10 protein-coding genes and 1 pseudogene are annotated in these 14078 nt (G+C 73.7%); 6 read left to right on the top strand and 5 right to left on the bottom strand.

Annotation, left to right across the window (positions count from 1 at the left end):
• Nucleotides 1-575 precede the first annotated feature (575 nt).
• Nucleotides 576-2153 carry a FadD3 family acyl-CoA ligase gene (locus AB0E02_RS38865; RefSeq protein WP_362149394.1) on the bottom strand — a complete coding sequence of 526 codons (1578 nt, stop codon included), beginning with the start codon at nucleotides 2151-2153 and terminating at the stop codon, nucleotides 576-578.
• Between the two features lie 130 nt (nucleotides 2154-2283).
• Here AB0E02_RS38865 and AB0E02_RS38860 point away from each other — a divergent pair, with 130 nt between their 5' ends.
• The 3 genes from AB0E02_RS38860 to AB0E02_RS38850 are packed head-to-tail and all read left to right on the top strand — an operon-like array spanning nucleotide 2284 to nucleotide 4635.
• Nucleotides 2284-3435 (top strand): lipid-transfer protein, encoded by a 1152-nt coding sequence (locus AB0E02_RS38860; RefSeq protein WP_362149391.1) that lies wholly within the window; start codon nucleotides 2284-2286, stop codon nucleotides 3433-3435.
• Nucleotide 3436: 1 nt separating this feature from the next.
• Nucleotides 3437-3868, top strand: coding sequence for an OB-fold domain-containing protein (locus AB0E02_RS38855; protein ID WP_310728813.1), 432 nt, complete (start codon nucleotides 3437-3439; stop codon nucleotides 3866-3868).
• Nucleotides 3865-4635 carry an enoyl-CoA hydratase/isomerase family protein gene (locus AB0E02_RS38850; protein ID WP_362149388.1) on the top strand — a complete coding sequence of 257 codons (771 nt, stop codon included), beginning with the start codon at nucleotides 3865-3867 and terminating at the stop codon, nucleotides 4633-4635. The genes AB0E02_RS38855 and AB0E02_RS38850 overlap by 4 nt, the downstream gene beginning before the upstream one ends.
• Before the next feature lie 33 nt (nucleotides 4636-4668).
• On the opposite strand, the gene AB0E02_RS38845 is transcribed toward AB0E02_RS38850, so the two are convergent.
• Nucleotides 4669-5223 carry a hypothetical protein gene (locus tag AB0E02_RS38845; protein ID WP_362149385.1) on the bottom strand — a complete coding sequence of 185 codons (555 nt, stop codon included), beginning with the start codon at nucleotides 5221-5223 and terminating at the stop codon, nucleotides 4669-4671.
• A gap of 195 nt (nucleotides 5224-5418) precedes the next feature.
• On the opposite strand from AB0E02_RS38845, the pseudogene AB0E02_RS38840 reads away from it, so the two are divergent.
• Nucleotides 5419-5826 (top strand): annotated as a pseudogene (locus AB0E02_RS38840) (hypothetical protein); the annotation flags it as partial.
• Between the two features lie 568 nt (nucleotides 5827-6394).
• Here the strand turns inward: AB0E02_RS38840 and AB0E02_RS38835 are convergent.
• Complete coding sequence (locus AB0E02_RS38835) at nucleotides 6395-9025, bottom strand: PQQ-binding-like beta-propeller repeat protein (RefSeq protein ID WP_362149382.1); 2631 nt, start codon at nucleotides 9023-9025, stop codon at nucleotides 6395-6397.
• Between the two features lie 750 nt (nucleotides 9026-9775).
• On the opposite strand from AB0E02_RS38835, the gene AB0E02_RS38830 reads away from it, so the two are divergent.
• The gene (locus tag AB0E02_RS38830; protein WP_362149379.1) at nucleotides 9776-10423 is read left to right on the top strand and encodes a TetR family transcriptional regulator; all 648 of its coding nucleotides are present in this window, start codon (nucleotides 9776-9778) and stop codon (nucleotides 10421-10423) included.
• Nucleotides 10424-10732: 309 nt separating this feature from the next.
• Here AB0E02_RS38830 and AB0E02_RS38825 read toward each other — a convergent pair whose 3' ends face one another.
• Nucleotides 10733-11194: a nitroreductase/quinone reductase family protein gene (locus tag AB0E02_RS38825; RefSeq protein ID WP_362149376.1), complete on the bottom strand. Its 462-nt coding sequence runs from the start codon at nucleotides 11192-11194 to the stop codon at nucleotides 10733-10735.
• Nucleotides 11195-11241: 47 nt separating this feature from the next.
• Nucleotides 11242-12570 carry an acyl-CoA dehydrogenase family protein gene (locus AB0E02_RS38820; RefSeq protein ID WP_362149373.1) on the bottom strand — a complete coding sequence of 443 codons (1329 nt, stop codon included), beginning with the start codon at nucleotides 12568-12570 and terminating at the stop codon, nucleotides 11242-11244.
• A 223-nt stretch (nucleotides 12571-12793) separates the two neighbouring features.
• On the opposite strand from AB0E02_RS38820, the gene AB0E02_RS38815 reads away from it, so the two are divergent.
• Entirely contained in the window at nucleotides 12794-13987 is a 1194-nt protein-coding gene (locus AB0E02_RS38815) for an acetyl-CoA acetyltransferase (protein WP_362149370.1), read from the top strand.
• Nucleotides 13988-14078: the final 91 nt, after the last annotated feature.

The raw sequence follows: 14078 nt of genomic DNA, 5'->3' as shown, positions 1-14078 counted from the left end.
GGGGGGGGGGGGCCCGGGGGGGGGGGTTTTGGGTCTGCTGTCGCTTTACGTCCCAAACACCGGCCCCTCCGGCCCGTCCCCTCCCGTTGGGGAAGTGGGAAGAGGGCGGTGGGGGTGAGCGTTGGGGGTACAAGGGGGCCTGCGGACCCGTAGGGGTGGGTCGAACAGATCCCGTAAGGGTTGCGAGGGCCCCCTGCAGGGCCACAACTCGGCAGGCGAGGGGCGGTATTCCCACTGACCGGCGACACCAGGTGCATCCTCGACAACGCGCGCCCCCACTCACCCGCACACTCCCCCAACGGGAGGGGACGGGCCGGAGGGGCCGGTTGTGTGGACGTAAAGCGACAGCAGCCCACACAACCGGCCCCGCAGGCCCGTCACCGCACCCACCACAAACCCAGCCCGCCGCAGGCGCAACGGCGAGACGCCCCACGGCGGGACAGACGGGTACGTGCGGGGCGCCGCAAAGCGCCACGGCGAGACGACCCGCGGCGCCGCAGACAGCCACGTGCGCGGCGCCGCAAAGCGCGCAACGGCGAGCAACTCCCGCGGCGGGACAGCCAAGTACGTGGGAATCAAACCAACCCCCGCTTGCACAGCTTCCCGCCGGCGTTCCGCGGCAGTTCGGCCACGAAGGTGACCTCGCGTGGCACCTTGTAGTTGGCCATTTCGCGGCGGGACCAGGCGATCAGGTCGTCCGCGGTGAGGGCCGCGCCGGGGCGGCGGACCGCGTATGCCTTGCCGACCTCGCCGAGGCGGGGGTCGGGGATGCCGATGACGGCGACGTCGAGGATGTCCGGGTGGCGGCCGAGGAGTTGCTCTATTTCAGCGGGGTAGGCGTTGAAGCCGCCGACGATGAACATGTCCTTGATGCGGTCGGTGATCCGGAGGTTGCCCGCCGGGTCGAGGACGCCGACGTCGCCGGTGTGCAGCCAGCCGTCGGCGTCCACGGCCTTGGCGGTCTCCTCCGGGTCCTCGAAGTAGCCGCGCATGATCTGGTGGCCGCGCACCAGCACCTCGCCGGGCTCGCCCGGTCCGGCGAGGACCCGTACCTCCGTGTCGGGGATCGCGCGGCCCGAGGTGGCGGCGATGACCGCCGGGTCGTCGTCGCGGCGGCACATCGTGACCAGGCCGCTCGCCTCGGAGAGCCCGTACGCCGTCAGGACCGTGCGGACGCCCAGTTCGCCGCGCAGCCGCTCGACGAGTTGCAGCGGCACCACGGCCGCGCCGGTCACCACCAGGCGCAGCGCGCTCAGGTCGTGCGTGCCGCGGGCCGGGTGGTCGAGGAGGGACTGGTGCAGGGTGGGCGGGCCGGGCAGCACCGAGATCCGTTCGGCGGCGAGGTTGGCCAGTGTGGTGTCCACGCTGGAGACCGGCTGCGGCACCATCACCGCGCCCCGGAGCAGGCAGGCGATGATGCCCGCCTTGTAGCCGAAGGTGTGGAAGAACGGGTTGACGATCAGGTAGCGGTCGCCCGCGCGCAGGCCCGCCAGTTCGCTCCAGATGCCGTAGCAGCGCAGGGTCTGCTCGTGGGTGATGACGGCCCCCTTGGGACGGCCGGTGGTGCCCGAGGTGAAGATGATGTCGGAGGGGGTGTCGGGCCGCACCTCGTCGGCGCGGTGCCGGACCTCTTCGTTCGTGATGCGGTCGCCGGCGGCGAGGAAGTCCTTCCAGGTCCGGTAGCCCTCGGGGGCGCTGTCCGAGAGCACCACCACCTGTTCCAGGTGCGGGAGTCCGCCGGTGGTCTCCGCAGTCGCGCGGCGCAGGGCGGCCACGTAGGAGGTGCCGAGGAAGGTGCCGGTGACGAAGAGCAGCCGGGCGCGGGTGCGGTGCAGGAGGTCGGCGGCCTCGGTGCCCTTGAAGCGGGTGTTGACGGGGACGAGGACGGCGCCGGCGGTGACCGCGCCGAGGGCCGAGACGATCCAGTCGAGGGTGTTGGGCGCCCAGACGGCGACCCGGTCGCCGGGCGTGATTCCGGAGGCGAGGCAGGCGGCGGCCGCCCGCTCGACGCGTGCGCCGAGTTCCGCGTAGGTCACCCGGGTGCGGCCCTCGACGACCGCCTCCCGGGGGCCGTACCGCCGGGCGGCGGCGCGCACCAGGCGGGGAATGGTGCCGTGTTCCAGGTCCGCCCGCACCGCCGCGTCGTCGCCCATCGCACTGCCTCCCGCGGAAGAAGTTCCGGCCGCCGACCGGAGACCGGTGGCCGCCCGGTAGCTGACTACCCGTCAGATTAGCGGTAGCCTCCTCGGCTGTCAGTACGGACGACGGACCCCGGAGGTGGCGATGGGGGCGACCCTCAAGGACGCGACGGCGATAGCCGGCATCGGACAGACCCCGTTCGCCAAACGGCTCCAGGATTCGGAGAAGACGCTGGCCTGCCGGGCGATCGTCGCCGCACTCGACGACGCCGGGATCGCCGCCTCGGAGGTGGACGCCTTCGCCTCGTACACCATGGAGGAGACCGACGAGGTCGAGACGGCCAAGGCGATCGGCGCCGGGGACGTCACCTTCTTCTCCAAGGTCGGCTACGGAGGCGGGGGTTCCTGTGCGACGGTCGCCCATCTGGCCGCCGCCATCGCCACCGGCCAGGCGCACGTCGGCGTCGCCTGGCGCTCCCGCAAGCGCGGCTCGGGACCGCGGCCCTGGAAGAACACCCAGGTGCAGCTGCCGACCCCCGGGCAGTGGACCCGGCCCTTCGGACTGCTGCGCCCGGCCGACGAGATCGGCATGCTGGCCCGCCGCTACATGCACGAATACGGTGCCACCCGCGACCACCTCTTCCACGTCGCGCTCGCCTGCCGCAACCGGGCCAACCAGAATCCGGCCGCGATGATGTACGACCGCCCGCTGACCCGCGAGATGTACATGACCGCCCGCTGGATCAGCGAACCGCTCTGCCTCTTCGACAACTGCCTGGAGACCGACGGGGCGTTGGCGTGCGTCCTGGTCTCCGCCGAACGGGCCCGCGACTGCCGCCACCGGCCCGTGTACGTCCACTCCGCCGCCCAGGGCCTGCCCGCCCAGCACCACGGGATGGTCAACTACTGGAACGACGACCCGCTGACCGGACCGGCCTGGACCGCCGCCCGGCAACTGTGGAAGCAGGCCGACTTCGGGCCGCAGGACGTGCACGTCGCGCAGATCTACGACGCCTTCACCCCGCTCATCCCGCTCTCCCTGGAGGGCTACGGCTTCTGCGGGCGCGGCGAGGGCGCGGCCTTCACGGAAGGCGGCGCCCTGGAGATCGGCGGCCGGCTGCCGCTCAACACCGGCGGCGGCGGCCTCTCCGAGGCGTATGTGCACGGCTTCAACCTGATCACCGAGGGCGTCAAGCAGCTGCGCGGCACCAGCACCGCACAGGTGCCGGGCGCCGCGACCTGCCTGGTCACCGCGGGCGAGGGCGTGCCCACCTCCGCGCTTCTGCTGAGGAGTTGAGATGCTGCTGACACCGGTCGTCGACGACGACGGCGCCCCCTTCTGGGAGTACGCCGCGCGGGGCGAACTGCGCGTCCAGTCCTGTGCCGACTGCGACGAGCTGCGCTTCCCGCCCCGGCCGTGCTGCCCGCACTGCCAGTCCTTCGCCGCCCACTGGCAAAAGATGAGCGGCCGCGGCCGCATCTGGTCGTACGTCGTCCCGCATCCGCCGCTGCTGCCCGCGTACGCGGACCTGCCCGGCTACAACGCGATCGTGGTGGAACTGGCCGACGCCCCCCGCATCCGCCTCGTCGGCAACCTCGTCACCGCCGCGGACGCCCCGCTCAACTCCGTCGCCCCGGACCGGCTGCGGATCGGCGCCCCGGTGAAGGCCGTCTTCCACACGCCGCCCGGAGGCCTGACCGTGCCGCGCTGGGTCCTGGAGCGGCCATGACCCTGCGCACCGAGGTCAAGGACGGCGTCGCGCTGGTCACCCTCGACCGGCCGGCGCGGCACAATGCGATCGACCTGGCCACCGCCCGTGAACTCGCCCTGGTGTGGCGGGAGTTCCGGTGCGACGACTCCGTACGGGCGGCGGTCGTCACCGGCGCCGGCGGCCGCGCCTTCTGCACCGGCATCGACCGCTCGGTCGACGTCCCCCAGCCGTCCTCGCCCTACTCCCTCGACGATCCGCTGCTCACCATCGGCCCGAAGGCCAACGACCTGTGGAAGCCGGTCATCGCGGCGGTCGACGGCATGGCCTGCGGCGGCGCCTTCTACCTGCTGGGCGAGGCCGAGTTCATCGTCGCTTCCGAGAACTCCACCTTCTTCGACCCGCACACCACCTACGGGATGGTCAGCGCCTACGAGTCGCTCACCATGGCGCAGCGGATGCCCTACGGGGAGGCCGCGCGGCTGGCCCTGATGGGCACCGCCGAGCGGCTGGGCGCCCCGCGCGCGTACGCGATCGGCCTGGTCTCCGAGCTGACCGCGCCGGGCGCCGCGGCCGAGGTCGCGCTGCGCCGGGCCGCCGCCCTCGCCGCCCAGCCGACCGAGGCGGTCCAGGGCACCGTACGGGCCCTGTGGGCGGCCCACGAGGCGGGCCGGGCGCAGGCGCGGGCGCAGGCCCCGGCGCTGATCGCGCTGGGCAATCTGCCGCCGGACCGGCAGGCGGAGCTGTTCGCCGCCCGGAAGGAGCGCACGCCCCCGCTCGTCAGATGACCCTGCGGCCCGGCCGCGGCCGGGACGTCCGGGCTACATCTTGGTCTTGTGCGCCCGGGTGATCTGGCAGGTGTACCAGAACTGCCCGATGGAGGACTGGTTGACCGTGTACTTGGCGGTGTAGGTCTCGGTGGCGCCGGGGCCCACGATGATGGACCGCTCGTGCAGCCCGTACGCCTTGCCGTCGGCCGGCTTGGCCTTCATCCAGTTCACGGCCATGTCGTAGGAGTACGAGGAGGTCGTCGACGGGTTGGTGATGGACACCGTGTAGGTGAACTGGCGCAGCGAGTTGGAGAAGTCGCAGTTGCTGCCGGTGACGTCCGCCCGTCCGTCCGGGTCGTAGGTCTCCTCGGTCGGCGAGGGCGAGTACGACGGCGAGTAGCTGTCCGTCGGGTAGCCCGTGGGGGTCGAGTCGTAGCCGGTGGCGCTGGGGCTCGCGAGGGCGGTCGGCATCGCCACCCGCGGGCGGCTGAAGGCACACCCGCCGACCGTGGCGACCGCGGCCAGTGCCAGCCCGCCGGCCACCGCCACCCTCGCCGCCCTGCGGGCACCGTCGCCGGCCGTGCCCGTGCGTATGCGCTGCTTCATGATCGCCCATCCCCCGTGGAAACTTCTGGCCCGCCGGACTGCGGGTTGACGCGTGCACGGCACCCTAGCAAGAGCCCGGGACGCCCCGTGCGGGCCCCGGGGCGCGTCCGGCCCAACCTGTCTAGCGGGTGCCCAGGGGCAGGCGTAGCGTCGGTCACGGAGGATGACCGAACGATCCGAAGCGAGGCGACGCCCGTGGTGCGCAACGTTCTCGGGTCACTGATCGCCCTCATCGGAGCGACGGCCGCCGTATGGAGCCCCTTCCGTCCCTGGTACGACGGCCGTCACGGCAGCGACATCCGGATCGAGGACCTCTTCAACGGCATCACCCCCAACAGCGCCGCGCTGTTCGGGTCCGTCGTGCTGCCCATGGCCTTCGCGGCGCTGCTGGCGCTGATCGGCGTCGCGCTGCGCTCCCGGGCGCTGGTCGCGGTGGCCGGCGTGGTGGTGCTCGGCTTCACGATCCTGTGGATGGTGCGCCAGGGCCAGGCGGCGAGCGAACTGACCGCCGGCGCCCGCGGACTGGGCGTGGGCGTGGCCAACGCGCTCGGCGGCGGCGCCCTGCTGCTGCTCGGCGCGCTCGTCATGCGGGGCCGCGACCGGCGGGTCTACGACCGCGGGTACGACCGGCGCTACGACGACCGCGACCACGACGCCCGCCGCTACGACGACGGGTACGGCCCCTACCCGCCCGACGACCGCTACGACGCGCCCTCCGCCTATCCCCCGGGCGCCCGTCCGCCGGCCGGCTACCCGCCCGCGGCCTATCCGCCCGGCCCGCCCGAGCCGTGGGACGCCGGCCGCCCCGGCGCCGAGGAGTGGGACCCGGAGCCGTACACCGCCGGGCCGGCGGGCACCGGGGCGCCGCCGCCCCCGCCGCCGGGCCGCTCCGGCGGTCCGTACCGCGCCGACGACGACACCCCCACCACGCCGCTGCCGCCGGTCCCCCCGCCGCCACCGGCCCGGCAGCAGCCGCCGTCGCCCCAGCAGCCCCGCGGCCCGCAGCAGGAGCCGTACGGACACGAGCCGCCGCCGACCATGCCGGCCCGCCGCCCGCCGCCGACCCCTCCCGTGGAGTGGGGCCGGGAGCAGCGGCAGCCCCGCCCTCCGGAGGACGAGGAGTAGGGCAGTAGGCGGGGAAGCAGGGCGGGGAGGCGCCTGAGCCCGGGGCTCAGGCCCGTCGGGCCTGGCCCGTTCCCTTCGCCGCGTCCAGCGCGTACACGCAGCGGTCCTTGCTGCAGGCGTAGACCACACCGCCGACCGCCACCGGCGAACCGGTGATCTCCCCGCCGGTCGCCAGCTTCCAGCGCAGCTGGCCGCCCATCGCGTCGAGGGTGTACAGGCAGTGGTCGGCCGACCCGAAGTGCACCCGGCCCTCCGCGACGACCGGGGAGCCGACGACCTCCGCGCCCGCCTGGAACCGCCAGCGCGGGGTGCCGGTCACCGCGTCCAGGGTGTAGAGCGCCTTGCCGCTGCCCAGGTGGACCGCGCCGTGCGCGACCAGCACCGGTTCGGTGGACTGCCGGGCCTCGGTGGCGATCCGCCAGCGGTCGCGGCCGTCCGCCGGGTCCAGCGCGTAGACCGTGCCGAGGTAGTCCGCCAGATAGACCCCGCCGCCGGTGACCGCCGGTCCGGGTGCGAAGGCGGGCGGGCTGAGGAACACCGCGGGCGCCTCGAAGTGCCAGCGCACATCGCCGCGCGCGATGTCGAGCGCCAGCACCCGGGTGCCGGCCACGACGTAGACCGCCCCGTCCGGCGCCGGCAGCAGCCGCATCGGCACTCCGCCGCAGGCCGCCGCGTCACCGACCGGGTACGACCAGCGCTCCGCGCCGGTACGCGCCTCCAGTGCCTTCAGCCGGGCGTCGGCCCAGACGAACACCGTGCCGTCGTGGATCACCGGCCCGGCCTCGGCGGTCTCGAAGTCGGTCTGGACGCCGGTGGTCTCCCACAGCAGTTCGCCGGTGGCGGCCTCCCACGCCTGGACGCCGCCGCCACGGGTGCTGGTGACGACGGTCCCGCGGTCGACCTTGAGGGCGTAGACCCAGCCGTCGGTGTTCAGCCGCCAGCGGTCGGTGCCGTCGGTGGCGTCCAGCGCGTACAGGCTCGGGCCGTCCGAGGCGTGGATCCGGCCGTCCGCGACGGCCATCGCCCAGGCGACATCACGGGTCTTGAACCTGCGCCGCCCGCTGGCCACGTCGAGCGCGTGCACCTCGAAGGAGGTGACGTAGAGCAGTTCGCCGTCCACGGCGGGGGTGCCCCAGACGTCGTTGGACATCCGGAACCGCCAGGGGCGCCAGCGGCCCGGGTCGGCGGGCGGTGCCTCGGCCGGAGCCGCGGCGCCCTCGGGCGACGGCGCACCACCGGGCGCGCCCTGCTGCGGCACGCCGGCGGCCGGCCCCGCACCGGGCGGCCGGACCCAGTTCGTCGCGGCACCGGCCTGCCCGCGGGGCTGCGGCTCCCGGGTGTCGGCGCGCGGCCCCGGCCCTATCGGGGCGGCCGAGCCGCCGAGGTGGACGGGTCCGGCGGCGCCCTCCGCGGGCGCCGCGGAGAGCGCGGCGGGCGGTGCCGCGGAGACCGGGGCGACCCGGGCCGTCGAGATGTCCGGACCGAGGGCGGCGGGCTGCGCCTGCGGCATCGGGCCGGGGTGGGCACCGCGCGGATCGCCGCCGCGGTGGGCACCGGGGCCGGCACCGATCCGGCCGGGCCAGCCGTCCGCGGCGGCGCCCGCGGGCGCGTTCTCCGGCCGCGGCGGGGCCTGGGCGGGCTGCGGCAGGGCCGCCACGGGCGCCTGGGCGGGCGCCTGGGGCGGCGACGGCGGCAGGGGCGGTGCGGCGGGCGCGGGACGGCCCGGGCCGCGCCCGGCGGCCGCCTGCCGGCTGTCCTGCGGTACGGCGGTGCGGCCGCCGCGCCGGCTCTCGATGAGCGCCACCGCGCCGGGCGGCAGCCAGGCCGACGCGGTACCGCTGTCGTCGCTGCCGGAGCCGAAGAGGTGCGGGGCAAGCTGGGACTGCAGGTCGGCGGGGGTCGGCCGGTGGGCCGCCTCCATCTGCATGCAGGACTCCATGAGCGGACGCAGTTCGTCCGGCAGCCCGGTCAGATCGGGGCCCTCGCGCAGCAGCATGAAGACCGTCTCGACCGGGTTGGCGCCGTGGAAGGGCGCGTGCCCGGTGGCGGCGAAGACCAGCGTCGAGCCGAGGGAGAAGACGTCGCTGGCGCCCGTGACACTGCGCGAGTCCCGGGCCTGCTCGGGCGACATGTAGGCGGGGGTGCCCACGGCCACGTTGGTCATCGTCAGCCGGGTGTTGGACACCCCGGAGGCGATACCGAAGTCGATCACCCGGGGGCCGTCCTCGACGACCAGCACGTTGGACGGCTTCAGGTCGCGGTGGACCAGGCCGGCGCCGTGGATGGACTGCAGCGCCTCGGCGATCCCGGCCGCCAGCCAGCGCACCGCCTGGGCCGGCAGCGGGCCGCACTCATTGACTATTTCCTCCAGGGAGGGCGCGGGGACGTAGGCCGTCGCCAGCCACGGCACCGCCGCGCGCGGATCGGCGTCCACCACCGCCGCGGTGTAGAAACCGCTGACCGCGCGGGCCGCCTCGACCTCGCGTGTGAAGCGGACCCGGAACAGCTGGTCCTCGGCGAGCTCGGTACGTACCGTCTTGATCGCCACGCGCCGGCCGGACGCCGAACGGGCCAGATACACCAGTCCCATGCCACCGGCCCCGAGTCGGCCGAGCACCTCGAACGGCCCGATCCGCCGGGGATCGTGCTGCGTCAGCTGCTTCAGCTGCTCCACCACTTGTCTGCCACCTCCCCGTGGGGCGTAAAAAAGAGACTCTCAAAAGCCACGAGCCGCCGAGAGCCACTGCCCCGTGCAGCGTGTCCCCGCCTGCGGCGGGGACCATCGAAACGGCCGTACGCGTGCTGATTCTTCCTGGCCGCGCCGATGGTTGCGAACCCGGGGCCCGTCCGTCGTGTCCCGGCATGCCCCCCGCGTCCCGCCCCGGGCCCGTTACCCGGTGTTACCCCACCCGGCCTGACGTGCGCGGACAGGTCCACCGGCAGACGAAGGGGCGGTCGGTTACCGGCGGGTTGGCGACCGTGTTCTCGACCACCGGGACGGCCGGCCAATTCTGCGGCGGTGCGGGCCACTTCGCGGCCACACCGATCATCCACGACGAACAGCGGTCCGGAAGCGAAGCGTCCGTCCATTCTTCGCACGGCTTTCCCCCCCGGCCGTCGTTGCGGGCCACCGCAGCAGCTATATGTCCACGCTAGTACCGGTTCGTGCGTACCGGGCGAAGGGAATTCAGAATTCCGGTCGACATCCGGCATTTTCTGCACGGAGCGTGACCGCTTATCCACCGAAGTTGTCCACAGGCTGTTGATAAGAGCATTCACCGGTTCGGACCACACCGCGCCCCGCGCGCCAGGACCACGAGCGGGTTCGCCACCGGTGCGGTAACAGGGGCTGCGCAGGCCGAACTCCCGCATCCCCATTTGCAGGCAGCCAAATCGCGCTCCGATCACCCCTCGGTAAGCTGACGGCATGACAGGACAAGTACGAACCGTCGACGGCAGAGTGGCCGGCCGCCGCGGACAGGCGACGCGGCAAAAGCTTCTCGACTGCCTCAGTGAAATGCTCAGTTCGTCCCCCTACCGGGACGTCAAGGTCATCGATGTGGCCCGAAAAGCGGGGACTTCGCCCGCTACGTTCTATCAGTACTTCCCGGACGTCGAAGGTGCCGTCCTTGAAATCGCCGAGGAGATGGCCAAAGAAGGCGCCACTCTGACCGATCTTGTCGCCGAACGCTCCTGGGTGGGCAAGTCCGGCTGGCAGGCGGCGGAGGAGCTGGTCGACGGCTTCCTCTCCTTCTGGCGCAAGAACGATGCGATTCTGCGCGTCGTCGACCTGGGTGCCGCCGAGGGCGACAAGCGGTTCTACAAGATCCGCATGAAGATCCTCAACGCCGTCACCAACTCGCTCACCGACTCCATCCAGGAGCTCCAGAGCAAGAACAAGGTCGACAAGGACGTCAGCCCGGCAGCCATGGCCGGCTCGATCGTCGCGATGCTCGCGGCGGTCGCCAGTCACCAGAAGGGCTTCCAGAGCTGGGGCGTGAAGCAGACCGAGCTCAAGCCCAACCTGGCACTGCTGGTGCACTTCGGCATCACCGGCAAGAAGCCGACCAGGTGAGCCGAGCAAGCCATCCCGACCCATAGGCCCAGCCAGTAACCCGAACGAGGCCACCCGAGCCGGAAGGCCGGGCACCCGGCAACCGGCAGCCCTTCGAGGAAGCGGCCCGAGAAGCGCCGCGCCTCCAAGACCCGTTGCATCCGGGCCCGTTCCGCCGTCGGTCCTGTATCCGTCCTGCCATAGCTGTACCGCACACACAGCGGGTGCCGGCCGCCCCCTCCCAGGGGTGCCGAGGCACCCGCTGTGTGCATGTGGACGCGGAACGCACACCCTCCGGCCCGAGTAGCCGAGGGCCCACCCCCGGACCGGTCAGCGCCGCTCCAGCCGGAACAGCCGGATCTCCCGCTCCACCCGCTCCTGATACGCGGCGTACGGCGGCCAGAACACCAGCGCCGCCCGCCACGCCCGCGCCCGCTCCGCACCACGCAGCAGCCGGGCCCGTACGGCGATCTCCTCACCGCGCCAACTCACCGTCGCCTCGGGGCACTTGAGGAGATTTCCGGTCCAGGCGGGGTGGCCCGGGCGCCCGAAGTTGCTGCCGATCAGCAGCCAGCTGCCGCCCTCCTCCGGCAGGCAGGCCAGTGGTGTCCGCCGCGGCTGTCCGCTCCGGGCGCCGGTCGCCGTCAGGACCAGCCCGGGCAGCATCCGGGTGCTGAGCAGCACCTTGCCCCCGGTCAGCCGGTGCACGAGACCGTCCAGGGCCGGGACGACGCGCGGGGCGATCCGGGCGAACGTCCGGGTCGCGGACACCTTCTGCACCAGCCGTCGCATCAGCCGCTCCTCCCCCGCCCTAGACGGTTCGAGACTCCTCCCCGGCATCAGGCGTCCACCCCCGCCGGCAGACCCGCCGTACGACCCGCACCGCGCCCCGCCCCCGCGAACAGTCCCGCCTCCTCGGCCGCCCGGGCCCGCAGCCGGTGCGCCGGGCCCAGCAGCAGTTCGTCGCCGGCCGCGCGGGTGAAGTACAGATGCGCCGCGCGTTCCCAGGTGAAGCCGATCCCGCCGGGCAACTGCACCGCCTCGGCCGCCACCGCGCGCAGCGCCTCCAGCGCCTGCGCCAGCGCCAGCGCCGCCACCCCCCGCTCACCGGCCCGGCCGGTCACTCCGGGCTCGCTCCCGTACGCCCCACCGGACCCGTCCGCCGCGAGGGGCTCGCGGCCCGCCGCCCAGGCCGCGTGGTACGCCGCCGAGCGGGCCGCCTGCAGCGTCACGTAGAGGTCGGCGAGCCGGTGCCGCACCGCCTGGCAGGACCCGACCGGGCGGCCGAACCGCTCGCGCTCCCTGACGTACGCGACGGTACCGGCCAGCGCCGCACCGGCCGCACCGACCGCCTCGACGGCCAGCGCCGCGGCCGCCGCCACACCGGTCGCGGCCAGTGCCGCGCCGACCGCGGACGCCGCCCCGCCACCCCCCTCGCCCAGCAACTCGGCCGGTACGTCCCGAAGTTCGAGCCGGGCCTGCGGCCGGGTCTCGTCCATCACGGCCTGCCGGGTCCGCCGCAGCCCGTCCGCCCCGCCCGCACCGGCTGCCCCGTCCGCCCGGACCAGGAAGAGCCGGGTGCTGCTGCGCGCGAACCCGCCGGTGTGCGCGGCCACCACCAGCACCTCGGCGGTGTGCCCGTTCAGCACCTGCCCGGCCTCCCCGTACAGCCGCCAGCCGGTACCGCCCTCCTCCTTGTGCGCCTGGATCCCGCCGGCCCGGCCGCCGCCCGCCCAGTCACCGTCGTTCGGCCCGGTCAGCGCCAGCGCGGTGGGGAGCCGGCCGCCCGGCACGGCCAGCGTGCCGGTCAGTTCGCCGGAGGCGAGGGCCGGCAGCAGTCCGGCGCGCTGCCGCTCACTGCCCAGCGCGAGGATCAACGGGGCGGCCAGCGCGGCGGTGGCGATCAGCGGCGAGGGCAGGACGGTGCGGCCGGTCTCCGCGCAGGCCAGGGCGAGTTCGGTCGGCCCCCGGCCGCCGCCGCCGTACACGGTGGGCAGGGCCAGACCGGGCAGGTGGAGCCGGCCGGCGAGCTCCCGCCACAGCTCCTCGTCGTAGCCGGGTGGGGTACGCACCGCCGCCTTGACCTCGTCCGGGCCGCAGCGTTTGTCCAGCAGTGCGCGCAGCGTGCGGCGGATTGTGTGCTGCTCCTCGGTGAACGCGGCATCCATCGGCGGGCTCCTCCCGGCCGTACGACCACGCCCGCCGGGTCCGGTAGGCGTGCGCCAACGCGATCTGACGGGCCGTCATAGTAGGGAGCGGGGACGCAGTTTCCCAGAGACAGGCGGCACGATTCCCGAGGCGGGAAGGCTGGCGGGGCCGAGCGAGCCCGGCCGGGAGTCCGGCCGGACGGCCCCTGCCGCAACCCGCCATATCTGATGTACCGTCAGATTCATGCCTTCACCAGCTTCCGGCCCTCACTCCGGGAACCGCAAGGTGGCCGTCGCCGGGGTCGCCCTGTCCGACTGCGGCCGGGTGGACGAGGCCACCCCGTACGCGCTGCACGCCCAGGCCGCCCGCCGGGCGCTCGCCGACAGCGGGCTGGACCGGTCGGTGATCGACGGCTTCGCCTCGGCCGGTCTGGGCACCCTCGCGCCCGTCGAGGTCGCCGAGTACCTGGGACTGCGCCCCACCTGGGTGGACTCGACGTCGGTGGGCGGCGCCACCTGGGAGGTGATGGCCGCGCACGCCGCCGACGCGATCGCCGCGGGCCACGCCGAGGCGGTCCTCCTCGTCTACGGCTCCACCGCCCGCGCCGACCTCAAGGCCCGGCGCCGCACCGCCAACCTCTCGTTCGGCGCCCGCGGTCCGCTCCAGTTCGAGGTCCCCTACGGGCACACCCTGATCGCCAAGTACGCCATGGCCGCCCGCCGCCACATGCACCAGTACGGCACGACGCCGGAACAGCTGGCCCAGATAGCGGTGCAGGCGCGGGCCAACGCGGCAGCCAACCCGGACGCCCTGTACCGCGACCCGATCACCGTCGACGACGTGCTGGCCGGCCCGATGATCGCCGACCCGTTCACCAAACTGCACTGCTGCATCCGCTCCGACGGCGGCTGCGCGGTCCTGCTGGTCGCCGAGGATCACGTCCCCGACCTGGCCAAACCCCCGGTGTGGGTGCTCGGTTCCGGCACCGCGGTCTCGCACACCACCATGTCCGACTGGGACGACTTCACGGTCTCGCCGGCGGCGGTCTCGGGGCGGCTGGCCTTCGAGCGGGCGGGCGTCCGGCCGTCCGAGATCGATCTCGCGCAGATCTATGACGCCTTCACGTACATGACCCTGGTAACGCTGGAGGACCTGGGCTTCTGCGCCAAGGGGGAGGGCGGCGCGTTCGTCGAGAAGGGGCGGCTGCTGCGGGACGGCGCGCTGCCGGTGAACACCGACGGCGGTGGCCTGGCCGCCTGCCACCCCGGGATGCGCGGGCTGTTCCTGCTGGTCGAGGCGGTACGCCAGCTCCGCGGCGAGGCCGGCCCGGACCGCCAGGTTTACCGCCCCGACGGCACCCTCCCGCGCCTCGCGGTCGCCTCCGGCACCGGCGGCTGGTTCTGCTCGTCGGGGACGGTGGTCCTGGGGCGGGACTAGGAGATGTCTTCAAATGTCACGCCCACATCAGGAGCGAGGCGAGGGTGACGGCGGCCTGGTAGGACTCGGTGGTCTTGTCGTAGCGAGTGGC

Source organism: Streptomyces sp. NPDC048196, from assembly GCF_040652715.1.
Taxonomy (GTDB): Bacteria; Actinomycetota; Actinomycetes; order Streptomycetales; family Streptomycetaceae; genus Streptomyces; species Streptomyces siderophoricus.
Note: the sequence above shows the minus strand (reverse complement) of the source record. Positions and strands in the feature narration are given on the sequence as shown.